This is a genomic window from Micromonospora taraxaci (assembly GCF_007830095.1).
In the GTDB taxonomy this organism is placed as follows: Bacteria; Actinomycetota; Actinomycetes; order Mycobacteriales; family Micromonosporaceae; genus Micromonospora; species Micromonospora taraxaci.
In genome coordinates, this window is record NZ_VIWZ01000001.1 from 3,438,040 (window position 1) to 3,461,566 (window position 23,527).

Here is a 23,527-nt window from a genome sequence, read left to right on the forward strand (position 1 = left end):
AATGATGAGGGGTGTCCCACCGATCCGTTTCGTCCAGGGAGAGGAACGCACACGGTGTACGTCAACCTGGCGACGAGCGCCGGTAGGCCCGGTCGACCGAACGAGGACTTCGTCGGCGCGGTGCCCGGTGCCGTCGTCCTGCTGGACGGTGCCGGCATCCCGGGAGCCGAGTCGCTCTGCTCCCATGGTGTCGTCTGGTACACCCGCCACCTCGGCGCCGCGCTGCTCGCGCACCTGTCGTACGACGACGGGCGAGATCTTGCGGCGGTCCTCGCCAGTGCCATTGTCGAGACAGCCGCCGAGCACTGCGACACGTGCGACATCGCAGATCCCCGCAGCCCTCAGGCCACCGTCGCGGTGCTCCGCGTCAACCGGGACAGCCTCGACTATCTCCTGCTCGCGGACTCCTTCCTCGTCTTCGATCTGGCCGGCGGCAGCTTTCACGTGATCACCGACGACCGCGAGGTGACCGCCAGGCGGGAATGCTCAGTGCCCCTGGACGGTCTCGCACCGGGAAACCCGGAGTACGACCGCGTCCGCGCCTCCTGTGCCGAAGCACTGCGTGCCCGCCGAAACCAGGTGGGCGGGTACTGGATCGCCAAGGACGACCCGTGCGCGGCCCAGGAAGCGGTGACCGGCAGCAGGCCTCTCGATGACCTCGACGGGCTCGCACTGTGCAGCAACGGCGCCAGCCGGATCGTCAGCCCGTACGCCCTGACCGACTGGCCCGGCGTGCTGGAACTGCTCGCCGCCGAAGGCCCGGCCGGTGTCATCCGTCGCGTCCGAGAGGCCGAAGCCCCGAGCGGTGGCTCCGAATTTCGGGTGCCGGACGACGCCACGGTCGCCCACTGCACGTTCGACACCACCTGCCACCCTGAGGACCGCCGACGAGGGGAGCATCCCGATGAATGTGACTCAACAGCTCCTCACGGTGGGAGCCGTTCTCGCGGGCGCGGTCCTCTCGTTCGTGGGCACAGGGCTCAACGACCGGGCCCGGTTTCGCCGTGACCACACGGCAAAGCTGTTCGAACAGCGCTCGGCGGCCTACGCGGGCTACGGCCGCGCCATCAAGGCCTGTTACCAGTTGTCGAACAGAATCGCGGCAGGCAGGGGCCTGCATGCGCAAACCCCCTCGCTGTCCCCTGAGGACGGCTTGCCGCAGCTCGAAGCGGCCGCGGCCCAGCGGGAGCGCGACTGGGAGCACGTCCTACTGCTGGGCGATCCCGCAACCGTGGAAGCGGCGCGAACGTGGCACCGGAGCGTTTGGCTTATGGAGTGGTACGCGCACGGTTGGATCGAGGATGCCGATGCCGACGGATGGGAGCGGGCGGTGGCCGATGCTAGCCGCGCGCGTACCGACTTTTATGCCGCAGCCCGTCAGAGTCTGAACATCCCGGACGCCAGGTTGACGGATGGCGTCTGGCCGGTCGAGTGGATGATGAGGCGAAAGCCCGCCACGGCGGCGGACGTGGCATCGCCCCGGGGGCACTGACCGGCGGGCGGTACGAGCAGGGCCCGATGACCGGGGACTGCGGACCGCTCTCGGCGGGCCGGCGTCGATGCGCCGGCCCGCCGGGCGGTGTCAGCTTCCGGTGCAGGTGGCGGTGGTTCCGCTGCCGTTCCCGGTGCCCTGGAATCCGAAACTGGTGCCCTGACCGGCGGCCAGTCGTCCGTTGTAGCTCTGGTTGGCGACGGTGACGGTGCCGCTGGTGCCGCTGGCGACGCCGTTCCACAGCGAGGTGACCGCCGCCCCGCTCGGCAGGGTGAGGGTGACGCGCCAGCCGGTCAGGGCGGCGGTGCCGGCGGTGACGCTGACGTTGGCGACGAATCCGCCGTTCCACTGGTCCTGGACGGCGTAGACCGCGGTGCAGGCACCGCCGCTGGGCGGCGGGGTCGTCGGCGGAGGCGTCGTGGGCGGCGGGGTGGTGGGCGGAGGCGTCGTGGGCGGCGGGGTGTCGTCGAGCGTCAGGTTCTTCTGCTGGACGGTCCACTGGGTGCGGCACAGCCCGCAGTTGGCGCCGACGAAGTTGGTGCCGGCGGTGTTGTCGCCCTTGAGGCGCCACTTGAAGTACAGCGTCGCCACCCGGCCGAACTCACCGCCGTTGGTCTGGTCGTAGGTGCCACCGTGTCCAACGTTCAGGTTGCCCATGAACGCGGGCAGCCCGGCCGGCAGTTTGCCCCAGTCGTCCATGGCGTTCGGGTAGGCGATGTCGCTGGGCCCGCCGACGAAGTAGGCGATCGGCTTGGTCAGCCTCCGGAGCTGGTAGTCGTCGGCGTCGTTCAGCAGACCGCTGCTGAAGATGCCGGTCGTGGTGACGCGCGGGTCGTTGGAGACGGCGTACGCCTCCAGGCCTCCGCAGGAGAAGCCCGCGACGGCGACTTTCGTGGTGTCGATCTTGTTGTAGTACTTGCTGCCCTGTCGGGAGTTCTCCGCGAACGCCCAGTCGATGGACTGGGTGAGCATCTGCGACGTGGTGGAGCCGGAGCCGTTCGGTGCTCCGTTGGCGATGGCGAGGAAACCGTGGGAGGCGATCTCGCGGAGGAAGTTGCCCTGGGAGAGCCCGTTGCCGGAGCAGCCGCCGTTGCCCCACGCGACGATGGGAAGGCGCTCGGTCGGGAGGTTCTGGGGCCGGAAGATGGTGTGGTTCGCCAGGCTGGCCGACGTCTCGTAGTCGGCGGGATAGGGACCGGAACCGCCTACCGCGGCGTTGGCCGGCGTCACGCCGACCGCCATGATCATCGAGGTGACCGGGACGAGGATGGCCGCCAGGCCCACGTAGATCTTCGACGTTCTTCTCATTCGCCCTCCAGCGGATGTCACGACGGTGCTCCCGGCCGAGGCGGACGTCCGTTCGCGTCCGACCAGGGTGGTGGCGGTGGCCGCGGGCCGGGTGGAGGTGGGCGGGGTCCACCACCCGGCGGTACGACGGGAGCTGTTTGCAGTTACTATCACCGGCGCAACGATAAGTGTCAATGTGAAGAGTCTGTGGTCGGCTCGTCCCTCGAAGCCTGGAAGTGCGTGACCCACGAGGCGGCGTCGGGCCAGTGCGGGGTGGCCACCTCGACGAGACGTGCCTGGGCCAGCGAACCGAGCGCGGAGTGGATGTCCAGGAAGGTCTCCCTGGCCCGCTGGCGCGGCCAGGGCTGCGGCAGCAGATGCTCGGGCAGGTCCGGGTCGATGTCCGCGAACCTGCGCCAGGAGTCCATGGCCGAGGTCCGCGCCACCAACGCCCCGGCGGGGTCCAGCGTCCCGTCGCGGGCGGCCACCCGCAGGTCCGCGTACCGCCCGATGAAATCCGAGTACGCCGAGGCGAGGCTGGTCAGGTCGTACGCGGAGGCCGGACCGTGCGGCCCGGACTCCTCGTCGAACCGGACGTGCAGGACCGACCACCGGGCGCCCGCGACGTGCTGCAACAGGTCATCGAGCGCCTCCCGCACCGGTGCGGCGTCGGACCCCGGCCGGATCCACACGCTGTCGTACAGGCCGACGAACCCGAGCGCGCCCAACGACCTGCGGACCGCGTGCCGGGCAGCCTGGCCGGAGCTCGGGATCGAGAAGGACGCCTGCACCCATGCGCCGGTCCAGGGCGGCGGGTGGGCACCGAAGGTCAGAAAGTGCCGCATCCGGGTGCGGTGCCGGGCGATCGCCCACGGTGTGAGGTGGTAGACCGGCGGCCGTCCGTTCCCCCGGGTCGCGATGAGACCACGCTTGACCAGCCGGGACAGGGCGGAACGGGCACTGGGTTCGCTGATCCCGAACTCCCGCAGGATCGCGATGACCGCCGCCGACGGCAGGTCGGCGTCCGAGGAGTCGAGATACTCGCCGAGCACCGTCGCCAGCAGGTGCTGCGGACTGGACCCGACCTGGGCCCGGGGCACCCGGACGTCGTCGGCGGGCTCGTGGACGTTCACCATCCCAGACTGCCTCACCCGGTGGTCAGGGCGTGGTCGGCGGGTGTCTGACGACGTCGGGCGCGGACGGGGGCACTATCGTTCTGGCGTGCACATCCGTTTCGACGTACCCGCCGACCCCGCCTACCCCGGCCGGGTGGCCGCCGCGCTCGGCGGCGTCCGCCTGCGCCGGTTCCTCTACATCGGTGCGGTGCTGGCGGCGGTCGGCGTGATCGGTTTCGCCGTCTCGCGGGGATCGGCGGCCGGCGAGCGAACCACTGGGCTGTGGACGACTCTGGTCCTGGCCGGCGTGCTGTCGATGCTGTTCCTGCCATGGGTGCGCTGGCGCGCCCGCCGCCGGTCCGGCGGTTACGCCGTCGACGGTGCCTACGAGATCACCGACGACAACATCATGATGCGCAGCGGCTCGGAGTCCGGCGGCATCGCCTGGGACGGGGTCACCCGCGTGAAGGACACGAGTGACTTCTGGATCGTGTACGTCGACCGGATGCCGGCGACCGTGATCCCCCGTTGGCTGATGTCCGCCGAGGACGCCGAGACGCTGCGGACCTACATGACCGAGCGCGGCCTGCTCGCACCCCGCTGACCGCGCTACGAATGAGCGGCGGTCACCCGTCGCGCGTCGCCGCCCCGGTCAGCGTGTCCCGGCGGCGCAGCAGCGCTGCTCTCGCCCGGCGAGCCGCCCACAGGTTCACCACCGCCACCGCTCCCAACGTGAGCACGACGGCCAGCAGCGACGGTTCGAGCTTGTGTCGCGGCAGTGTGATGACCGACGCGCCGACCGTGAAGACCAGCCAGGCGCCGAGGCCGAGCCATCCGGCGACCACCCGATCCTGGGCGAACAACGGGGTCCGTCGGGTCACGGCCCAGCCGCCGAACACCGCCCAGCACAGTCCGATCGCCACCAGGACCGCGAAGGCCGCGGCCGTGCGCGGTGGCAACCCGGGCTCCGTTGCCCAGAGCAGGCTGATCAGGGCGCTCCCGGTCAGACCGGCGAGAGCCACGGCCAGGTAGCCGACCCGCCTCCGCAGCGACAGCGGCGCGTCGAGTCGTGCCAGCACCTCTTCCGGCGTCATGCCTCGTACCCCTTCCGTACCAGTTCGTTGCGTAACAACCTGCGGGCCCGGTTGAGCCGCGACTTGACGGTGCCGACGGGTACGGCGCAGATCTGCGCGCAGGCGTCCAGCGGCAGGTCCTCGAGGTAGAAGAGGAAGAGCACCTCCCGTTCCCGGACGGGTAGCGCCGCCAGCGCGCCGGCCAGCGTCTCGCGGTTGACGATCTCCTCCGCCTCGTCGTCGCCCGGCAGGTCGTCGATCGGCTCGGGATCCGGACGCGCGTACGCGGCCCGCAGCCGGTTCATCACCGCCCGACGGGCGATGGCGAACAACCACGGAGTGAACCGGTCCGGCTGCCGCAGCTTCGGCAACCCCCGGAACACCGCCAACCAGATCTCCTGCACCACGTCGTCGTCGGACCCGCCGAGCATCCGCCCGACGTACCGCTCGACCGCCGGATGCCAGCCCTGCACCAGTGCGGTGAACGCCTCCCGCTCACCGAGCTGACAGCGGACCACCAGCAACTCATCGCTCATCGGCCCTCCTTCGCCTGTTCAGTCGGCGTGAGGGCCCGGCAGGTTCACGTCCTGCCACCACAATCGCAGGGCGGCGTGTCGACGACCCGGGCAGGACCGGTCGGAGGCGTACCCCTCGTCAGACCAGCGGCGCCTGCGCGGACCGGTCGCCGTCGTCGGCGGCGCGGACCCCGACGGGTGCCGTGATCGGGGCGGCGACGATGCGACTGGGCAGCACCGGCGCGTCCCGGCCGGTGCCCCGTCGGCCGTCGCCGCCGCCGGACTCCTCGTGGTAGTCCTGCTCCACGTTGACCGACCAGACGTCGTGCGTACTGCCGGTGGCGATGTTCTCGGCGGTGAGCATCGCGGTGAGCATCGAGTGGTCCTGGTTGTTGTAGCGGTGCATGCCGTTGCGGCCCACCGGGTGCACGTTCGGTACTGCCTCGGCCAGCCACGCCCGGATCACGTCCACGTTGTGCTGGTAACGCTCGTCGTACACCGGGTAGGCCTTCGGCATGCGCACGACGTAGCCGGCCTCCACCACACCGGGTCGGACCAACCCCAACCGCTCCAGCTCCGCGGTCGCCACCGCGACGAGGTCGGCATCGGGGGTACGCCACATCTCGTCGCCCTCGAACACGAAGTACTCCAGGCCCAGGCAGGTGCGGCCGTCCTTGACGAGGTACGGCGACCAGGAGCCGAAGTTCTGGATCCGGCCCACCCGTACCCCCGGGTCGTGCACGTAGATCCAGTTGTCCGGGAACGAGAACTCCGCCGGCACCACCAGCGCGACGGTCAGGAAGTCGCGGTAGCGCAGGTCGGCGGCGCAGGCCAGCACCTCCGGGGGCGCCGACGGACGCAGTGCGGCCACCAGTTCCGAGATCGGCATGGACGAGATCACGTGGTCGGCCGGCTGGGTGCGCTGCCCGCCCGCGCCGTCGACAGTCACGCTGATGGCGCGCCGTCGTTTCGGGTCGCGGTGCACGGCGGTGACCCAACTGCCTGTCGACAGGTGACCGCCACGCTTGCGGACCTGCTCGGCGCAGCGTTCCCACATCATGCCCGGCCCGTACTTCGGGTACTGGAACTGCTCGATCAGGCTGGTCACGTCGGTGCGCCGGCGGCTGGGCAGCAGCGCGTTGCGGATGGCAGTGGCCAGCGACAGGTTCTTGATCCGCTGCGCGGCCCAGTCGGCCTGCAACCGGTCCGCCGGCATTCCCCAGACCTTCTCGGTGTACGTCTTGAAGAAGATCGAGTACAGCCGCCAGCCGAACCGGGCCGACACCCAGCCCTCGAAGTGCGACTGGTCCCGGGGTGGGCGCAGTCGGGCCCGGGCGTACGAGCCGAGGCAGCGGGCCGCCTCCGGCAGCCCCAGGTTGCGCAGCGCGTTCATAGCGCTGAGCGGGTAGTTGAACAACGCGCCCCGGTAGAAGATCCGGCTCATCCGGGGTCGGGTCAGGAAATCCTCGTCCGGCAGGATCTCGTGCCAGAACGCCTCCACCCGGGGCACCTTCGTGAAGAACCGGTGGCCGCCGATGTCGAACCGCCACCCGTCGCGTTCCACGGTCCGGCTGATCCCGCCGACCACCTCGTCGGCCTCGAACACCTGGACCGGCAGGCCGTGCCGGAGCAGTTCGTACGCGGCCGTGAGCCCCGCCGGCCCCGCACCGATGACCACCGTGCCGTGCTGCTCGCTCATGCTGCCGCGCTCCTGCCCACCGTCATGGTTGAGGTGCGGCGCGTACCCGTTCTGCACGGATTGTCACCCTTGTCCTGGGTGATTTCCGCTTCGGCATGGCACGCGGCGGCGTACAACGGGAGGGGGCGACACCCGCGCGCGACGGGCGGGCCGGCGGACCGGGGGAGCGGGGCGGATGCACCGGTGGCGAGGCGGCGCGGCGACGCTGGCCGCGCGCACCGTCGCGGCCGGCCACGGCGCAGCCCGCCTGGCCCGTCGGGTGCCGGCGCCCTGGGCGTACGTGATCGGCCTGTTCCTCGGCGCGAAGCTGCTGTTGACACTGCTCGGTCTGCTGGTCCTGCACGCCTGGGACGGCATCCCCGGCGCGCCCCCGGCGGACGAGGCGTTGATGTGGGCCCAGCAGCGGGAGATCTCCGGGCACCGGTGGATCTCCTTCTGGTTCGCCTGGGACTCGCTGCTCTATTTGCGGCTGAGCGAGCTGCCCCTGACCGGGCCGTGGCGGGACTTCGGCTTCCCCCTGCTGTACCCGTTCCTGGCCCGCCCGGTCGGCGCGCTGCTCGGCGGCGACACCGCGCTCGCCCTGCTGCTGATCAGCAACGTCGCCTTCCTGCTGGCCCTCTGGTACGGCTACCGACTCGCCGAGCTGCTGCTCGGCGGCGCGGACGCGGCCCGCCGGTTCACCAGGTACCTGGTGCTGCTGCCGACCGCGTTCCTGTTCCAGGCCGCGCTGACCGAATCGTTGTTCGTCTGTCTCGCGCTGGCCGCCTTCTATCACGCCGAGCGGAGCCGCTGGCTGCTCGTCGGCGTCATCGGCTACTTCCTGGCGATGAGCCGGTCCGTCGGCCTGCTCGTGGCCCTGCCGTTGGGGCTGGTACTGCTCCGTCAGCACGACTGGCGGCTCGGCCCACGCGCCCTGCTCGGCTACCTACGGATCGGCTGGCCATTGCTGCTGCTGCCCGCCGGATGGTTCACCTTCATGGCGTACTGCCGGTGGCGCGGCGGCGACTGGTTCGCCTACCAGCACGCCCAGGAGACCGGCTGGGGAATCCGGGTGCAGAACCCGCTGCCGGTGCTCCTGCACGGGCTGGCCGGGGAACCGCGCGACGCCGCCCGGGTCTGGTTCGCCGTGGCCGTGCTGGTCGTGCTGGCCGCCGGGTTCCGCCGTCGGGAACTGCCCTACCTGGTGTACGGCGTACTCATGGTGCTCGTGCCGCTGTCGATGGGCCCGGCGGTGTACAAGAGCCTGCTGCGCTACCTGCTCGCCGCGTTCCCGGTGGCGCTGGTCCTGGCTCGCTGGGCTCGCCACGCCGGCGTCGACGTCTGGCTGACCGCGACACTCGCCGTGGTGCAGGGGGCGCTGTTCGTGCTCTGGCTCAGCTACTGGACCCACATGATCATCTGATTGCGCCGGCTGTCGTTCGGGCAGGATGGGCAGATCGCCGAGCGTGCCCCGGTGCGGCCCGGACGTCCGGGCCTGTGCGAGCCTGCTACCGACGTTCGACGCACACCAGAATGGAGGCCCGGTGTTCGCCCTGCCGCTGACCGAGGATGTCGAGCTCCGCCCGCTGGAGCCGTGGCGGGCCGAGGAGTTCCTCGCCCACATGGACCGCGCCCGCGAGCACATCCAGCCGTGGGTGTCGCCGTCCTTCGCCGCCACCGACCTGACCTCGGCCCGAGCGGTGTTGCAGCGGTACGCCGACCGCTTGGCCAGCGACAGCGGAGGCATGTGGGGCCTGTGGTGGCGGGGCACCCTCGTCGGCGGGGTCATCTTCGTGTCGTTCGACGCGACCAGCGGCGCCTGCGAGGTCGGATGCTGGGTGGAGCCGGCAGCCGAGGGCAGGGGCATGGTCGCGCCGGCGATCCGCCGGATCGTCGACTGGGCGGTCCGCGAGCGCGGCATCCAGCGGGTGGAGTGGCGGACCAACGCCGACAACATTCGCAGCAAGGCACTCGCCCGTCGGCTCGGTCTGCGCCTCGACGGCACACTCCGCCAGCTCAGGCCCGGTCCGCACGGGCGAATCGACCTCGAAATCTGGTCGGTGCTGGCCGACGAGTGGCTGTCCGCGGCGAGCGGATCGCCGGCCACCGTCCACTGACGACGGATTTCTGTCGTACCCGGTCGCCACCATGCATTCATGGCCGTCCCCGCGCTCACCCCTCATTCCGACCCGCCGCGTTCCGTGCCGCTGCGTGAGGCGCGCACCCGGTTCAGCCAGCTCGTCGCGCTGGCCGAGCTGACCGACGCGGTCACCGTCGTCACCCGCGACGGCGACCCCCGCCCGGTCGCGGCAATCGTCCCCGCCGCAGCCGCCCGCAGTGGCGCCCAGGCCCGCGCCGACGCCGACCGGCTCGCCGCCGTCACCGCCGGCTGGGCCCGACGCCTCGACGATCAGCACCGACGCAGCAGTCAACGACACGCCGCCGAGCTGGGGGCGGTCCGCGCGGCACTGGCCGAGGCATGGGCCGAGCTGGACCGCCGCGTCATTCCAGGCAGCGACCCCGCGCTGGCCCGACTGCGTGCCGCGCACACCGACCTGCTCGCCGGCTGACCGCCTCCGCGCGGCACAGGTGGCGGCGGACAGTTCCGCGTCCCGGGCACGCGGACGGGGCACGTCAGTCTGTCCGGGTCGCCCAGACCGGCCGTTGGGGTTCGTCGTTGTGCACAGCGTGCCGTAGTGCAGAGTCGGGCGAGCAACGGAGAACCCGCGGCGACGTATCCTTCGTCCGTGGGACTGCGGTTCACGACGCGCGGATCGGACTCGCCTTGGGTAGACACCGTCTGGACCTGCACGAGCGAGCAGGTCACTGCGATGACGTCCGTCGCAGGGGTGCGGTGGGGCCTGGTGTTCTGGGAACAGGCCAGCCGGGCCCACACGGTCATCACCGGTCCCGAGACCCGGACTAGCGCGGCGCCGGTGCCGGAGGGTGCGACCTTCACGGGCATCGAGTTCGCCGTGGGCACCTCGCTGCGGGCCGTGCCCACCTCGGCGCTGACCGACGGCGGCATCGAGCTTCCCGACACCACGCGCCGGACGTTCCGGCTGGACGGGGAGCGCTGGGAGACACCCTCTCCCGACGACGCCGAGGCTTTGGTCGACCGTCTCGTCCGGGCCGGGATCGTGGTCCGTGACGCACTCGTCGTCGACGTGCTGCGGGGTCACCGCCCGGCCGTCTCGGGACGCACTGTCGAACGCCGGTTCCGCGCCGCGACCGGACTGACGCAGGGCGTCGTCCGGCAGATCGAGCGTGCCCGCACAGCGGCGGAACTACTGGCTGCCGGCGACCTAGCCGCCGACGTCGTCGTCAAGCTCGACTACTACGACGAGCCGCACCTGGCCCGAGCGCTGCGCTCCTACGTCGGCCGCACTGCCCGGCAGCTGCGCGAGGGGGCGGGTGGCGCGATCGCCCTCGACCTGGATCACCGCTTGACGCCGTAGACCAGCTTGAGGATCCCGTTCGGGTAGCTCTCCGATTCCCGCAGCGTCAGCATGTGCTTGTCCCGGTCGGCCCGGCCGAACAGGCTCTTGCCGGCACCGAGCAGCACGGGGAAGACAAGCAGGTTGTACTGGTCGATCAAGCCCGCGTCGGACAGCCGCCGAGCCAGCTCCGCGCTCCCGTGGATGAAGATCGCGCCGCCTTCGCCCTCCTTGAGCGCGGCGACGTCCCCCGTGGAGCGCAGGATGGTGGTCGGCCCCCACCCGTCGACGACGGCGTCGTCGGACAGCGAGGTCGACACCACGTACTTCGGCAACTCCTTGTAACCGGCGTGGTCCTCCGAGCCGGGCCAGACCGGCGCGAACGCCTCGTAGCTGCGACGGCCGAACATCAACGCCGTCGTGTCGGTGAGCTCCTCGCCCTTCAGCGACCAGGCTTCCGGGACGAACTCGAGGTCCTTGAACACCCACCCGCCGCTGCGGTGCTCCTCCGAAGGCCCGCCGCCGGGGGAGTCGACGACGCCGTCCAGCGACATGAAACCGGTGTAGACCAGGCTGCGCATAGTGCTGTCTCCTCATGTTCCGGCAAGCTGCCGGATCCAGGCTAGATGGCAACCGCGGCAGCCGTCTTGGACGAAAACGACAGCGGGTCCGCACCGCCGAAGCTGGCTCGTCGTCAGTCTGTCTGTGCCCGAGGTGTTGATCAGAGCCAGATGGGCTGGTGCCCAGCATCAGCCGTTGGCCGGGTAGGCGTGCGTCTCGGCGGCCTTCACCGCCACCCACACGCGCTGGCCGGGGATCAGCCGCAACTGGGCGACGGCGGCCGGCGTGACGTCGGCGGCCACCTCGATCGGCCCGTCCACCTGCACGCGCAGATTGTCGCCGTGCCGTTGGACACCGGCCACCGTCCCCGCCCAGGTGTTGCGCGGGCTGCCCTCCGGTCGGCTCGAGTGCAGGGCCACCGCCGCCGGCCGGAACGCCACGAACGCCTCGCCATCCAGCCGGTCCGCGACGGCGAGGGTCAGCTCCGGCGCGACCCGTACCCCGAGACCGTCGGCCCTGCCCCGGAAGAGGTTCAGCCCCACCAGCCTGGCGACGTAGTCGGTGCGCGGACGGGCGGTCACGCTCGGCCCGTCACCCTCCTGGACCACCCGTCCGCCCTCGACGATGACCAGCCGGTCCGCCAAGGCGAGGGCGTCCAGCGGGTCGTGGGTGACCAGCAGCGTCGCGCCCGGGTGCGCGGACAGGTGGCGGTGCAGCTCGGCGCGGGTGTCCAGCCGGGTGCGCGCGTCCAGGGCCGCGAGCGGCTCGTCCAACAGCAACAGCGACGGCGCGAGCGCCAACGCGCGCGCCAGTGCTACCCGTTGTGCCTGGCCGCCGGAGAGCTGCCGAGGGCGACGGTGCACCTGGCCGTCGAGCCCCACCCGGTCGAGCCAGTCACGGGCCGTCGCCCGGGCCGCCTTCCGGTCGACGCCGTGCCGACGCGGGCCGAAAGCCACGTTGTCCAGTGCGCTCAGGTGCGGAAAGAGCAGGTAGTCCTGGAAGACCACACCGATCGACCGGCGTTCCGTCGGCACCCAACCCCGCGTCGCCGGACGGTCCAGGTCGACGCCGTCGAGCGTGACGTGGCCCTCGGTGAGGGGGTGCAGCCCGGCCAGGGCACGTAGCGCGGTGGTCTTGCCGGCACCGTTCGGGCCGAGCAGCGCGACGACCTCGCCGGGCGCGACCCGCAACGGCACGTCGAGTCGGAACGTACCCCGGTCGACGACGAGCCGGGCGTCGAGCAGCGGGCCGGTCATGCGCTGGCCATCCAGCGGTCGCGCAGCGCGACCAGGATGCCGACCGACACGACGAGCAGCACCAGGCTGAGCACGATCGCGGACTCCAGGTCGGTCTCCAACGCCAGGTAGACGGCGAGTGGCATGGTCTGCGTCCGGCCGGGATAGTTGCCGGCGAAGGTGATGGTGGCCCCGAACTCGCCGAGCGCCCGCGCCCAGCAGAGCACCGCGCCGGCGGCCAGCCCGGGTGCCACCAGCGGCAGCGTCACATGGGTGAAGGTGGTCCACCGGCTGGCGCCCAGCGTCGCGGCGGCCTCCTCGAAGCGGTGGTCGGCAGCACGGAGGGCCCCCTCGACGGCGATGACCAGGAACGGCATGGCCACGAACGACTCGGCGAGCACGACACCCGTGGTGGTGAAGGGCAGGGTGATGCCGAAGGTGGCGTCGAGCCAACCGCCGAGCAGCCCACGCCGACCGAAGACCAGCAACAGCGCCACCCCACCGACCACCGGCGGCAGTACCAGCGGCACGGTGACCAGCGCGCGTACCAGTCGGCGGCCGGGGAAGTCGACCCGGGCCAGCATCCAGGCGAGGGGCACCCCGAGCACCAGACAGAGAACGGTGGCCAGGGTCGCGGTCTGCACCGACAGCCGCAGAGCGGTCAGCGCGCCCGGCTCGGTGAGCCGCCCCGGCAGGGTCGTCCACGGCGCCCGGATCACCAGCCCGGCCAACGGCAGGACGAGGAAGAGCAGCCCCAACCCGGCGGGGATCAGCAGTGCTGCCGGCACCCGCCCCCGCCGCCGGGACGTGGCGTGATCGAGGGGCCGGCTCATGGAGCCTGGAAGCCGGCCTCGACGAGGACCGCCTGCGCCGACGCCGAGCGGACGTACGCGACGAAGGCCCGCGCGGCGGTCGGATTCGGTGCGTCCTTAAGCGCGACGATCAGATAGTCGTTGACCGCCCGCGCCGACTCGGGGAACTCCACACCGGTCACGTCGGCGCTCGCCGCCAGCGCGTCGGTGCGGTAGACCAGGGCCGCGTCGACCTCACCGAGCTTCACCTTGGCGAGCGCGCCCTTGACGTCCCGTTCAAGAGTGGCCGGCGTCAGCGTGATGCCGGCCGAGTCCAGGGCGGTGCGCGCCGCCGCGCCGCAGGGCACCTGCGTGGCGCACAGTGCCACCTTCACACCAGGCTTGCCGAGGTCGGCCAGCCCCTTGACCCCCTCCGGGTTGCCCCGGGGCACCGCGATGACCAACTGGTTGCGGGCGAAGATGCTCGGCGTGCCATCGGCGTTGCCGGCCTCGCTGACGGTGGACATGTTCGCCGGGGCGGCCGAGGCGAACACGTCGGCCGGCGCGCCCTGGTTGATCTGGTTGGCCAGGGCGGAACTGCCGGCGACGTTGAGGGTCACACTGCTGCCCGGGTTGGCGGCCTCGAAGTCCTTCCCGATCCGGGTGAACGACTCGGTCAGCGAGGCGGCCGCGAACACCGTCACCGCGCCGACGCCCCGACCGTCCGCGGCACCGCCGGAGGCCCGGCCACCGTCCGCGCCGCAGCCGGAAACAGCCAGTGCCACCAGGACGGCTGCCACCCGCCTCATCGCCCTGCGCCAGCCCTTCTGCGCGTTCATCCGGGGGGCCTTCCGCGCGTTCATCCGCCAGCCCTTCCCCTGGTCGGGGTGGGTGCGGCCCGCTCCACCACCACGGTGGTCGACTTGATCACCGCGACGGCCACCGAACCGACGCGCAGGTCGAGCTCGTCGACCGCCTCCCGGCTCATCAGCGACACGACGCGAAACGGGCCGGCCTGGATGTCGACCTGGGCCATCACGGTGTCCTTACGGACGTCGACGACGATGCCGCGGAGCCGGTTGCGGGCGGAGGAGAACTCCGCACCCGCATCCGGGTCGGCGGCCTGAGCGCGGGCGAACGCGGCCAGGTCGACACCGTCGATCACCCGGTGGCCGTGCTCGTCGCGCCCGGCCGTCAGTCGCCCGGCGTCCACCCAGCGGCGGATGGTGTCGGTGCTGACACCGAGCAGGTCGGCCGCCTCGCCGATCCGGAAGGTCGTCACCGGCTGACCTTATCGTTCGCACCTGCAAGCACGAAAGCCCGGAACGGCCCGCATTCACATAAGGTAGTGGGTGCCAGGGCCAGCAATTGCGCCCCGCAGGCCATGTTTTCGGGGCGCTCACCAAGATCGCACTACATCCAGGATGTAGTGGTGTCGGTGCGGCGGCGAGGCCCCTACTTCCTGGTTCGAGCACGATCTTGGCGGGGCGCGTGGCGCGAGGCGCGAGGCGCGGGGCGCGGGGCGCGGGGCGCCCGCCCAAGGTCTGCGCAGTTTCGGGGATAGTGCTGCCTCGGGGCGAGTGGGGGCAGCACTATCCCTGTTGTTGCGCGGATCGTGGGCGGGCGTCCGGTCAGCAGTTGCGCAGCTCGGGGGACTGGTTGAGGAGCTGGCCACGGGTCGATACGAAGCGCCGGTAGCGCTCCCCGTCGACGGCCGACGGCCGGAACGCGGCGACGCGGTGGCAGTTCTGGAAGGCGAGGCGTACACCGAAGTGTCGTTCCAGGCCGGCGCGGATCGCGTCGCTCGCCAGCGCCCGGAGCAGTTGCCCCCGGTCGGCGTCGCTGGGCGGCGGGACGACGTTGTCGGCCAGTTCGGCGTCGCCCGACTCAAGCTCGGCCACCACCCGGCTCACGGTGGCCCAGGCGTACGGGAGCGAGTCGCGGACGCAGGCGATGAACGCCTCGTCGTCGACGGGGCCGCGTTCGGCGGCGTCGAGCAGGGCGGGCGGGACGGTGAGTGACATGGTTCTCCTCCGTATCGCTAACGAATACCGTTTCCAATAACGGCACGGATTGAGCAGACCACGTCGCCGGACGCACGTCAACGAGGGTGCCGGCGCGCCGCGCCGCCACCCCTTCGAAAACCTCGTCAAGCCCAGCCGCCACCCGCGCGAGAACCGCGCTCCGAGACTCGGGCCGCTCCGATAGGCGGACCGTCAGCAACGCCGCCCGCCGACAACGCCGCCCCAGCTCAGACCCGGCGGGGGTGGCCCTTGAGGTGTCGGCCCAGTTCGCGGGCGATCTCCCGGTTGGCGTCCCGCTCGGCCAACGTCTGCCGCTTGTCGTAGGAGCGCTTGCCCTTCGCCAGGGCCAGTTCGACCTTGGCGTAGCCGTTCTCGAAGTACATGGACAGCGGGACCATGGTCACCCCGCCCTCGCGGACCTTGTCGAGGATCCGGTCGATTTCGGCGCGGTGCAGCAGCAGCTTGCGGTTGCGGCGGGGTGCGTGGTTGGTCCAGGTGCCGTAGGTGTACTCGGCGATGTGCAGGCCGTACAGCACGATCTCGCCGTCTCGTTCGTGCGCGAACGCGTCCACCAGCGAGGCCCGTCCCTCGCGTAGCGACTTCACCTCGGTCCCGACCAGCACGATGCCCGCCTCGTACGTGCGCAGCACCTCGTACTCGTGCCGGGCTTTCTTGTTCGAGGCGATCAGCCGACGTTCGGGCTGCTTGGACGGAGTCACCCCGCGACGATATCCGGCCGCCGGAGCTGAGGCGTCGGTCGGCTCAGTCGCGCGCGCGGGGGGCGGGGCGCAGCCGCGCGATGAGGTCCCGCTCAGCCTCGGTGAAGTCGTCCTGCGACTCGCACGGCCAGTGCCCGAGGATCGGGGGCGGCACGCTGTCGCTGGGGGCGGGCACCACGTCCGCCGGGTCGACCAGTCGGCGATCCACGGTCGCCGCCGGCCCGGTCAGTTTCTCCGCCCGCCCGGGCCGGTGGGAGGCGAAGATCCAGCCGCCGATCGGGTCGGTGTCGCGCCACAGGTTGAGCCACCGCCAACCGACGCGCTCGCCGATCTCCCGCAACGCCGGGTCGTCGGTGTACGCCGGGAACAGCCGTGAGTACAACCGTCCCAGTGGGGACCCGTAGGTCAGCAGGGCGACCCGGTCGGTGATCCGGGTGGGTAGCTGTAGCACGGTCGCGGCGAGCAGCACCGAACCGTGGCTGTGCCCGGCGAGCAGCACCCCGTGCCCCTGCTCCACCAGGTAGCTGACCCGTTTGGCCAGCTCCGGTACGGCCCGCTCGGCGTAGCAGGGCGGGGCGAAGGGGTGCGCGGCCCGGGGCCAGAAGGTGCCCAGGTCCCACAGCACGCCCACGTACCGCCGGAACCCGGCCGTCCGGTAGGCGAAGATGCCGCCGATCACCAGCCCGAGCACGACCGCCGCGATGAGGTAGCTGCCGAATCCGATCAGGAAGTCGACCATGCTCTCGGGTATTCCGACGTAGCGCTGCGCCTCGTCGCCGGGGAGCAGTTGGAGCAGGCCGAGCACGCTGGTGGACAGGCCGAGAGCCGCCAGGCCGGCGTACACCACCGAGAGTGGTTCGAGCCGTTCGGTGAAGCGCGCCCGAGCGACCGCCTGCTCGACGCGGCGCAGCCGGCTCGCCGCCGACGGCGGGGCGTCCGGGAAGTCGGCGGCCACGATCGCCCGCGCGGCCCGCCGCCGCCCGGGTCTGGTCAGCCGGGTGACCAGGCCGGCGATCAGCAGGGCGGTCACCACCGCGAGGAAAAACCCGAAGATCGCCCATTTGTACGCCAGGGGAGGGCTGGTTTCCAGGCTGTCCGCCGTCGTCCCGTTGCGGTCGAGCAGGTCCGCGCCCCGGTAGACCAGTTCGGCGGAGAAGGCCACCGCCAGTTCGGCGGCGATCGTGATGAAGACCGGGGCTCCCAACGCGCGCAGCGGTGCCCTTCGCTGCCCGCCACCGCGCCGCCAGAGCACCAGCGCGGCGAGGGCGACCACCAGCACGGTCTGACTGACGAACACCCAGGCGACGATGGCGCTGTAGCCGGGCAGTACGCCGCCCTGCGGCCACGGTGCCGGGCTGATGGCGATGTGAACGATCACCAGGATGGTCAGGCCGCAGGCGAGTGTGCGCAGGGTGCGGGAGAGGGTGTCGACGCGGGGTGACGGATCCGGTCGATCGATGCTCGGCACGATCGTGACCATGACCAGGCAGGTCAGCAGCACCGCCCCGGTGGCCGTCAGGAGTATCGCCATGGTCCACGAGGAGTGCTGGCTGGCCCGCGCGGCCAGCAGACTGCCGTCCAGCGTGGCGAACGCTGCCGCGACGTGGACCGAGCGCAGTCGACCCACCAGTGGGGCGCCGTCCCACTGGCCGACCGCGCTCAACCGGTGCTTCGAGACGGGCGTGGAGGGGGTCCGGAACGCGTCGAACGAGTGGCTCGGGCGGGAGCCCAGCCGCCAGACGAGCCCGATGGCGGCGACCGGAACCAACGCCAGGAGAGCGAGGCGCAGCCCGGTTGGTCGCCCGCCGAGCCAGGACAACCAGCTCCGGCCGGCCAGGCACGCCGGGGTGCCCATGCAGCGCCAGGCGATGAGGTCGAGCGCCACGCCGACGATGGAGAGTACGTAGAGCATGGTGAGCGTGAGGGCGAGCACCCGGCACAGCGCCATGAAACCGCTCTTCGAAGCGGTGTTCGCCGGGCGCATCCACAGCGCCACGTTGCAGAGCATGAACGGCAGCAGGAACACCAGTGACAGCGTCCGGACGGCCGTGCCGGAGGGCAGGTCACTCCAGCGGTACGCCTCCAGCGTCACCCCGTCGGTCCCGGTCGAGTCCGGGTAGCCGGGACGCGGTCGGTAGAACCCGCCGCTGCGGTCTCCGGCGACCTGGTGCACGTGCGGTCGGTCCAACACCTGGTCCGCCCCCGCGCCGGAGACGCCGTGCACCCGCAGCTCCACGATCGAACCCGACGTCGCCGGTCGGGTCGGTGTCGCGTCCGCCATGGGCCCCCCGAAGTGTGCGCGGCAACCGGGCGGATGGCCGGGGTGCGGCCCGCGCGGCTCCCCGGCTTACCCGTCCCGAGCCCGGTCAACCGTGCGGTGGACCTCACGCCCCGATGCGGCGGACCCGCGGCAGGTGGTTTCATGGCGCCATGGCTAACCCGGTGATCCTGACCGTCGACGACGATCCCGTGGTGTCCCGGGCGGTGGCCCGGGACGTCCGGCGCCGCTACGGCGACCGCTACCGGGTGCTGCGGGCCTCGTCGGGGCCGGAGGCGCTGGACGCGCTGCGGGAGGTCAAGCTGCGCGGCGAACAGGTGGCGCTGCTGCTGGCCGACCACCGGATGCCGGAGATGACCGGCGTGGAGTTCCTCGAGGCGGCCATGGACATCTTCCCGGCGGCGCGCCGGGTGCTCCTCACCGCGTACGCGGACACCGACGCCGCGATCGAGGCGATCAACGTGGTGGACCTGGACCACTACCTGCTCAAGCCGTGGCATCCGCCGGAGGAGAAGCTGTACCCGGTGGTCGACGGGCTGCTGGAGGCGTGGGCGGCCACCCCGGACGCGGCGAGTGCCGAGATCCGGGTCGTCGGGCACCGGTGGTCGGCGCCGTCGTTCAAGGTCCGTGACTTCCTGGCCCGCAACCTGGTGCCGTACCGCTGGTTGCTGTCGGACGACCCGGAGGGCGTCCGGTTGCTCGACGCGGCCGGTGCCACCGAGGCGGACGTGCCGCTGGTGGTGACCCCCGAGGGCAAGGCGTTGATCGCCCCCAGTGAGGCCGAGCTGGCCGCGCTGGCCGGGTTGACAGTGGTGCCGGCGTCCGACTTCTACGACCTGGTGGTGATCGGCGGTGGCCCGGCGGGCCTCGGCTCGGCCGTGTACGGGGCGTCGGAAGGGCTGCGGACCGTGCTCGTCGAGCGGCGGGCGACCGGCGGGCAGGCCGGGCAGAGCAGTCGGATCGAGAACTACCTGGGCTTCCCGGACGGCGTGTCCGGCGCGCAGTTGACCGATCGGGCCCGGCGGCAGGCGGTGAAGTTCGGCGCGGAGCTGCTCAGCGCCCGTGAGGTGGTCGGTCTCAGCGAGGCGGGTGGTGCCCGGCTGCTGCGCTTCGGCGACGGCAGCGAGATCGCGGCGCACACTGTGGTGCTGGCGACGGGGGTGTCGTACCGGGTGCTAGACGCTCCCGGGCTGGCCGACCTCACCGGCCGGGGGGTGTTCTACGGCGCCGCCGCCACCGAGGCGCCGAGCTGCGTCGAGCAGGACGTCTACATCGTCGGCGGGGCCAACTCCGCCGGCCAGGCGGCGGTGCACTTCTCCCGGTACGCGTCGAGGGTGCACCTGCTGATCCGTGGCGCCGACCTGACCGCCTCGATGTCGCGGTACCTGATCGACCAGTTGGAACGGATCGACCGGATCACCGTGCACCCGCACACCGCAGTGGTCGGCGGGGCCGGTGAGGGTCACCTGGAACGGCTGACCCTCTGTGACACCCGCACCGGGGAGGCCCGTTCGGTGGACACCTCGTGGCTGTTCATCTTCATCGGCGCGGAGCCGCGTACCGACTGGCTGGACGGGGTGCTGGTCCGCGACGAGCGCGGCTTCATCGTCACCGGTCCGGATCTGCTGGCCGGGGGGCGGCGGCCGGCGGGCTGGTCGTTGTCACGCGACCCGTACCACCTGGAGACCAGCGTGCCGGGCGTGTTCGCCGCCGGCGACGTGCGGGCCGAGTCGGTCAAGCGGGTCGCCTCGGCCGTCGGCGAGGGCGCGATGGCCGTGTCGCTCGTGCACCGCTACCTGGAAGCCCAATGAGCCGGTTCTGCGAGCGGAGGAGTCCCAGTGAGCACCGAGTCTGATCGGTTGACACCTGCGGAGCTGCGTACCCTGTTCCTGTTCGAGGCCCTCGACGACGCGCAGCTCGACTGGCTGGCCGAGCACGGCCGGGTCGAGCAGCGGGCCGGGGGGACCCTCGTGTACGCCGAGGGTGAGCCGGCGACCTGCTTCTTCGTGCTGGTGCGCGGGGCGGTGGCGTTGAGCCGTCTGGTGCACGGCGACGACGTGGAGGTCAGCCGGACCGAGCAGCGCGGGGTGTACGGCGGGGCCACCCAGGCGTACCTCGGTGAGCAGGTCGACCAGGTCTACCGCAACAGCCTGCGGGCGGTGACCGACGCGGACTTCTTCGTGCTGCCGGCGGAGGACTTCGCGTACGCCCTGCGGTCCTGGTTCCCGATGCCCATGCACCTGTTGGAGGGGCTGTTCTTCGGGATGCGGGACTCGCAGGCCATCGTCGGTGAACGGGAGCGGCTGCTGGCGCTCGGCTCGTTGTCGGCGGGGCTGACGCACGAGCTGAACAATCCGGCTGCGGCGGCGGTGCGGGCGACGTCGGTGTTGCGGGACCGGGTTGCCGGGATGCGCCACAAGCTCGCCATGATCGCCGATGGTCGGCTCGACGGCAGCGCCCTGCACGGTCTCGTCGCGTTGCAGGAGGAAGCCGTCGCCCGGGTCGCGACCGCGCCGAAGCTGTCCCCGGTGGCCACCGCGGACGCCGAGGACACCCTCACGGACTGGCTGGAGGAGCACGGGGTCGAGGGTGCCTGGGACCTGGCGCCGATTCTGGTCGGTGGCGGCCTCGACACGGCCTGGCTGACGCGGGTGAAGGCGGCGGTCGGCCCGGCCGACCTGGAGGCGGCGGTGCGCTGGCTCACCTACACGGTCGACACCGAGCTGTTGATGCGGGAGATCGGCGACGCGGTGACCCGGATCTCGGGCCTGGTGGGCGCCGCCAAGCAGTACTCGCAGCTGGACCGCGCGCCGCACCGGGTGGTGGACGTGCACGACCTGCTCGACGCCACGCTGGTGATGTTCAAGGGAAAGATTCCCGCCGAGGTCAAGCTGGTCCGTGAGTACGACCGTGGTCTTCCGCCGGTCCCGGCGTACGCGGCCGAGCTGAACCAGGTGTGGACCAACCTGATCGACAACGCGTTGGGCGCGATGGGCGAGAAGGGTGTGTTGACCGTCCGCACCGGACTCGTCGGCGACCTGCTGGCGGTGGAGATCACCGACACCGGCCCGGGTATCCCGCCGGAGGTGCGGCCGCGCATCTTCGAGCCGTTCTTCACCACCAAGCCGGTGGGCGCGGGCACCGGGTTGGGGCTGGACATCTCGTACCGGATCGTGGTGAACAAGCACCACGGCGACATCCGGGTGGAGACCGAGCCGGGGCGGACCACCTTCCGGGTGCTGCTGCCCATCGCGGAGGGCTCACCGGACGCGCCGGGCGACGCGCCGACTACCTAGAGACAGCGGGCGATAGCCGGCAGTAGTCTCGGGCAGCGTTGGTGATCCCGCCCCCGAGGAGGGTCCGTGGAGTCGATGGCCCGCCAGCGCACCGCCGCCGAGGACGCCGACCAGCCGGGCGATCCGCCGGCCGGCACGATGTTGCCGGAGCTGGAGGACCCGGACTGGTTGCATCACGCGCACGAGTTCGCCCACACGGGTTTCTGGGCGGTGGCCCGCCGGCTGCCCCGACTGGTCCGCGAGGCGGTCGGGCTGGCCTGGGCCACCAACCGTCGGGACACCGTCGCCTCCATCGGCCTGAACGTCGCCGCCGGTGTGATGACCACGTTCGGCCTGCTGGCCACGACGAGTGTGTTGAGCGAGTTGTTCGCCGCCGGTCCCACACCGGACCGGGTCCGGGCGGCGCTGCCGGCGCTGGTCGTGGCGGCGGCGGCCGTGTCGGCGCGTGGGGGCCTGGCGATCGCGGCCGGATGGGCGCAGGCCCGGCTGACCCCGCAGATCAACTATCAGGTGGAGTTGCGCCTGTTCGAGGCCACCACCGCCGTGGAACTTGCCGCGTTCGACGACGCCGGCTTCGCCGAGGAGATGGACCGGGCCCGGGACCGCGGGATGGCGGAGGCCGCGTACATCGTCAGTCACACTGTCAACCTGGTCACCGGTGTGGTCGGCATGCTGGCCACCGCCGTCGCAGTGACTGTCATCCAACCGCTGCTGCTGCCCTGTCTGCTGCTCGCCGCGGTGCCCCAGGCAATCACCGCGGTGCGGATGGCCCGCCGTGAGTACCTGGCGATGCTGGCCCGGATCACCCGCCAGCGGCGGATGTGGATGCTGGCCCACCTGATGGCCAACCGACACACCGCCGCCGAGGTGCGCGCGTACCAGATGCGCGATTTTCTGCTTGCCGAGTATCGCGGCGTGATGGCCGTCGAGACGCGGGCCCAACTGCGGTTGGTCCGCGCCCAGACCGGCACGCGGGTCGGCGGCGCGACCGTCGCGGGCCTGGCCACCTTCGGGGTGTACGCGGTGCTCGGTGGTCTTCTGCTGGCCGGAATGGTGGCCCTCGCCGCCGCGGCCACCGCCCTGCTCGCCCTTCAGTCGGCGCGGAACAGCCTGGGTGTGGCGGTCATCGCCACGAACTCGCTCTACGAGGATGCCCTCTACTACCAGGACTACCGGGACTTCCTGTCCCGCGCCCACGCCCGGGTGCCGATCGGCGGCGACCGCGTGGTCGACGGCGTCCAGGTGATCGAGCTGGACGAGGTGAGCCTGAGGTATCCGGACACCGACACGCCCGCCGTGGACCGGGTGAGTCTGACCGTCCGCCGGGGGGAGGTGGTCGCTCTGGTCGGCGAGAACGGCTCCGGCAAGACCACACTGGCCAAACTGATCGCCGGGCTCTACCGGCCAACCGGTGGGGTGATCCGCTGGGACGGTGTCGACGCCGTCGAGCTGGACCCACGCGGCCTCGGTGGCCAGGTGGCCGTGATGACCCAGGAGTACTGGAAGTTCCCGTTCACCGCCGGGCAGAACATCCGCGTGGGGCGGCACGACCGCGCACCCGGGCGATCCGGCCCCAGCGTGCAGGAGGCGGCCGGCGCGGCTGCCGCCCACGACATGATCGTCGGCCTGCCCAACAGCTACGACACGCTGCTCGACCGGGAGTTCAAGGACGGCCATGAACTGTCCGGTGGGCAGTGGCAACGGTTGGTCGCTGCCCGCGGCCTGTATCGGGACGCGGCGCTGCTGATCTGTGACGAACCGTCGGCGGCCCTGGACGCCCGCGCCGAACACGCCCTGTTCCAGCACCTCCGCCGCAGCCCCGACCGGGCTGTCGTCCTGATCACCCACCGGTTGGCCAACGTCCGGCACGCCGACCGGATCTTCGTGATGGAACGGGGCCGACTGGTCCAGCAGGGCAACCACGACGAGCTGATGGCGTCCGGTGGCCTCTATCGTGAGCTGTTCGAGTTGCAGGCCAGCGGTTACCTGACCGGCACCGACGACGCCCTGCCCCGCTGACCGTCCA

General features: G+C 71.5%; 23 protein-coding genes. 10 read left to right on the top strand and 13 right to left on the bottom strand.

Annotation, left to right across the window (positions count from 1 at the left end; translation table 11 throughout):
- The first annotated feature begins 54 nt into the window (after positions 1 to 54).
- Together FHU34_RS15730 and FHU34_RS15735 are read left to right on the top strand one after the other, a co-directional pair.
- A complete protein-coding gene (locus FHU34_RS15730; protein WP_208745007.1) occupies positions 55 to 1,008 on the top strand; it encodes a protein phosphatase 2C domain-containing protein in 954 nt (317 codons plus the stop codon).
- The gene (locus FHU34_RS15735) at positions 968 to 1,492 is read left to right on the top strand and encodes a hypothetical protein (RefSeq protein ID WP_145781140.1); all 525 of its coding nucleotides are present in this window, start codon (positions 968 to 970) and stop codon (positions 1,490 to 1,492) included. The genes FHU34_RS15730 and FHU34_RS15735 overlap by 41 nt, the downstream gene beginning before the upstream one ends.
- Positions 1,493 to 1,582: 90 nt before the next feature.
- On the opposite strand, the gene FHU34_RS15740 is transcribed toward FHU34_RS15735, so the two are convergent.
- Both FHU34_RS15740 and FHU34_RS15745 read right to left on the bottom strand, forming a co-directional pair.
- Positions 1,583 to 2,800 (bottom strand): cellulose binding domain-containing protein, encoded by a 1,218-nt coding sequence (locus FHU34_RS15740; protein ID WP_145781142.1) that lies wholly within the window; start codon positions 2,798 to 2,800, stop codon positions 1,583 to 1,585.
- A 170-nt stretch (positions 2,801 to 2,970) separates the two neighbouring features.
- Positions 2,971 to 3,912, bottom strand: a complete 942-nt coding sequence (locus FHU34_RS15745; protein ID WP_244311694.1) for a PaaX family transcriptional regulator — start codon at positions 3,910 to 3,912, stop codon at positions 2,971 to 2,973.
- Between the two features lie 88 nt (positions 3,913 to 4,000).
- On the opposite strand from FHU34_RS15745, the gene FHU34_RS15750 reads away from it, so the two are divergent.
- A complete protein-coding gene (locus FHU34_RS15750) occupies positions 4,001 to 4,498 on the top strand; it encodes a YcxB family protein (RefSeq protein ID WP_145781146.1) in 498 nt (165 codons plus the stop codon).
- 22 nt (positions 4,499 to 4,520) lie between these two features.
- On the opposite strand, the gene FHU34_RS15755 is transcribed toward FHU34_RS15750, so the two are convergent.
- The 3 genes from FHU34_RS15755 to FHU34_RS15765 all read right to left on the bottom strand — a co-directional run bounded on the left by FHU34_RS15755 (position 4,521) and on the right by FHU34_RS15765 (position 7,181).
- Positions 4,521 to 4,988, bottom strand: coding sequence for a hypothetical protein (locus FHU34_RS15755; RefSeq protein ID WP_145781148.1), 468 nt, complete (start codon positions 4,986 to 4,988; stop codon positions 4,521 to 4,523).
- On the bottom strand, positions 4,985 to 5,503 hold the full coding sequence (locus tag FHU34_RS15760) for an RNA polymerase sigma factor (RefSeq protein WP_145781150.1): 519 nt from the start codon (positions 5,501 to 5,503) through the stop codon (positions 4,985 to 4,987). Before FHU34_RS15760 ends, FHU34_RS15755 begins: the two co-directional genes overlap by 4 nt.
- A 118-nt stretch (positions 5,504 to 5,621) precedes the next feature.
- Complete coding sequence (locus FHU34_RS15765; RefSeq protein WP_145785611.1) at positions 5,622 to 7,181, bottom strand: NAD(P)/FAD-dependent oxidoreductase; 1,560 nt, start codon at positions 7,179 to 7,181, stop codon at positions 5,622 to 5,624.
- Between the two features lie 175 nt (positions 7,182 to 7,356).
- Between FHU34_RS15765 and FHU34_RS15770 the strand changes: the two genes are divergently transcribed.
- The 4 genes from FHU34_RS15770 (at position 7,357) to FHU34_RS15785 (ending at position 10,618) form a co-directional block, all read left to right on the top strand.
- Complete coding sequence (locus FHU34_RS15770) at positions 7,357 to 8,583, top strand: hypothetical protein (protein ID WP_244311696.1); 1,227 nt, start codon at positions 7,357 to 7,359, stop codon at positions 8,581 to 8,583.
- Positions 8,584 to 8,704: 121 nt separating this feature from the next.
- On the top strand, positions 8,705 to 9,277 hold the full coding sequence (locus FHU34_RS15775; RefSeq protein WP_145781152.1) for a GNAT family N-acetyltransferase: 573 nt from the start codon (positions 8,705 to 8,707) through the stop codon (positions 9,275 to 9,277).
- 39 nt (positions 9,278 to 9,316) lie between these two features.
- On the top strand, positions 9,317 to 9,730 hold the full coding sequence (locus tag FHU34_RS15780) for a type II toxin-antitoxin system Phd/YefM family antitoxin (protein WP_145781155.1): 414 nt from the start codon (positions 9,317 to 9,319) through the stop codon (positions 9,728 to 9,730).
- A 177-nt stretch (positions 9,731 to 9,907) separates the two neighbouring features.
- Positions 9,908 to 10,618 (top strand): helix-turn-helix domain-containing protein, encoded by a 711-nt coding sequence (locus FHU34_RS15785; protein ID WP_145781157.1) that lies wholly within the window; start codon positions 9,908 to 9,910, stop codon positions 10,616 to 10,618.
- Here the strand turns inward: FHU34_RS15785 and FHU34_RS15790 are convergent.
- The 8 genes from FHU34_RS15790 to FHU34_RS15825 all read right to left on the bottom strand — a co-directional run bounded on the left by FHU34_RS15790 (position 10,600) and on the right by FHU34_RS15825 (position 18,208).
- Positions 10,600 to 11,178: a dihydrofolate reductase family protein gene (locus tag FHU34_RS15790; RefSeq protein WP_145781160.1), complete on the bottom strand. Its 579-nt coding sequence runs from the start codon at positions 11,176 to 11,178 to the stop codon at positions 10,600 to 10,602. The two genes, FHU34_RS15785 and FHU34_RS15790, sit on opposite strands and share 19 nt — an antisense overlap.
- A gap of 168 nt (positions 11,179 to 11,346) precedes the next feature.
- On the bottom strand, positions 11,347 to 12,414 hold the full coding sequence (locus FHU34_RS15795) for an ABC transporter ATP-binding protein (protein ID WP_145781162.1): 1,068 nt from the start codon (positions 12,412 to 12,414) through the stop codon (positions 11,347 to 11,349).
- Positions 12,411 to 13,226, bottom strand: coding sequence for an ABC transporter permease (locus FHU34_RS15800; RefSeq protein WP_145781165.1), 816 nt, complete (start codon positions 13,224 to 13,226; stop codon positions 12,411 to 12,413). The genes FHU34_RS15795 and FHU34_RS15800 overlap by 4 nt, the downstream gene beginning before the upstream one ends.
- On the bottom strand, positions 13,223 to 13,993 hold the full coding sequence (gene modA / locus FHU34_RS15805; RefSeq protein WP_145785613.1) for a molybdate ABC transporter substrate-binding protein: 771 nt from the start codon (positions 13,991 to 13,993) through the stop codon (positions 13,223 to 13,225). Before modA ends, FHU34_RS15800 begins: the two co-directional genes overlap by 4 nt.
- 50 nt (positions 13,994 to 14,043) lie before the next feature.
- Entirely contained in the window at positions 14,044 to 14,466 is a 423-nt protein-coding gene (locus tag FHU34_RS15810; RefSeq protein ID WP_145781167.1) for a TOBE domain-containing protein, read from the bottom strand.
- Between the two features lie 349 nt (positions 14,467 to 14,815).
- Positions 14,816 to 15,208 (bottom strand): SCO5389 family protein, encoded by a 393-nt coding sequence (locus FHU34_RS15815; RefSeq protein ID WP_145781169.1) that lies wholly within the window; start codon positions 15,206 to 15,208, stop codon positions 14,816 to 14,818.
- Positions 15,209 to 15,435: 227 nt separating this feature from the next.
- Positions 15,436 to 15,927: an SsrA-binding protein SmpB gene (gene smpB, locus FHU34_RS15820; protein ID WP_145781171.1), complete on the bottom strand. Its 492-nt coding sequence runs from the start codon at positions 15,925 to 15,927 to the stop codon at positions 15,436 to 15,438.
- Positions 15,928 to 15,970: 43 nt separating this feature from the next.
- A complete protein-coding gene (locus FHU34_RS15825; protein WP_145781173.1) occupies positions 15,971 to 18,208 on the bottom strand; it encodes a hypothetical protein in 2,238 nt (745 codons plus the stop codon).
- A gap of 149 nt (positions 18,209 to 18,357) precedes the next feature.
- Here FHU34_RS15825 and FHU34_RS15830 point away from each other — a divergent pair, with 149 nt between their 5' ends.
- From FHU34_RS15830 to FHU34_RS15840, 3 genes are all read left to right on the top strand, one after another.
- Positions 18,358 to 20,016, top strand: a complete 1,659-nt coding sequence (locus FHU34_RS15830) for an NAD(P)/FAD-dependent oxidoreductase (RefSeq protein WP_208745008.1) — start codon at positions 18,358 to 18,360, stop codon at positions 20,014 to 20,016.
- A gap of 27 nt (positions 20,017 to 20,043) precedes the next feature.
- Positions 20,044 to 21,501, top strand: coding sequence for an ATP-binding protein (locus FHU34_RS15835; protein ID WP_145781178.1), 1,458 nt, complete (start codon positions 20,044 to 20,046; stop codon positions 21,499 to 21,501).
- A gap of 75 nt (positions 21,502 to 21,576) precedes the next feature.
- Entirely contained in the window at positions 21,577 to 23,520 is a 1,944-nt protein-coding gene (locus tag FHU34_RS15840) for an ABC transporter ATP-binding protein (protein WP_167524950.1), read from the top strand.
- Positions 23,521 to 23,527 lie beyond the last annotated feature (7 nt).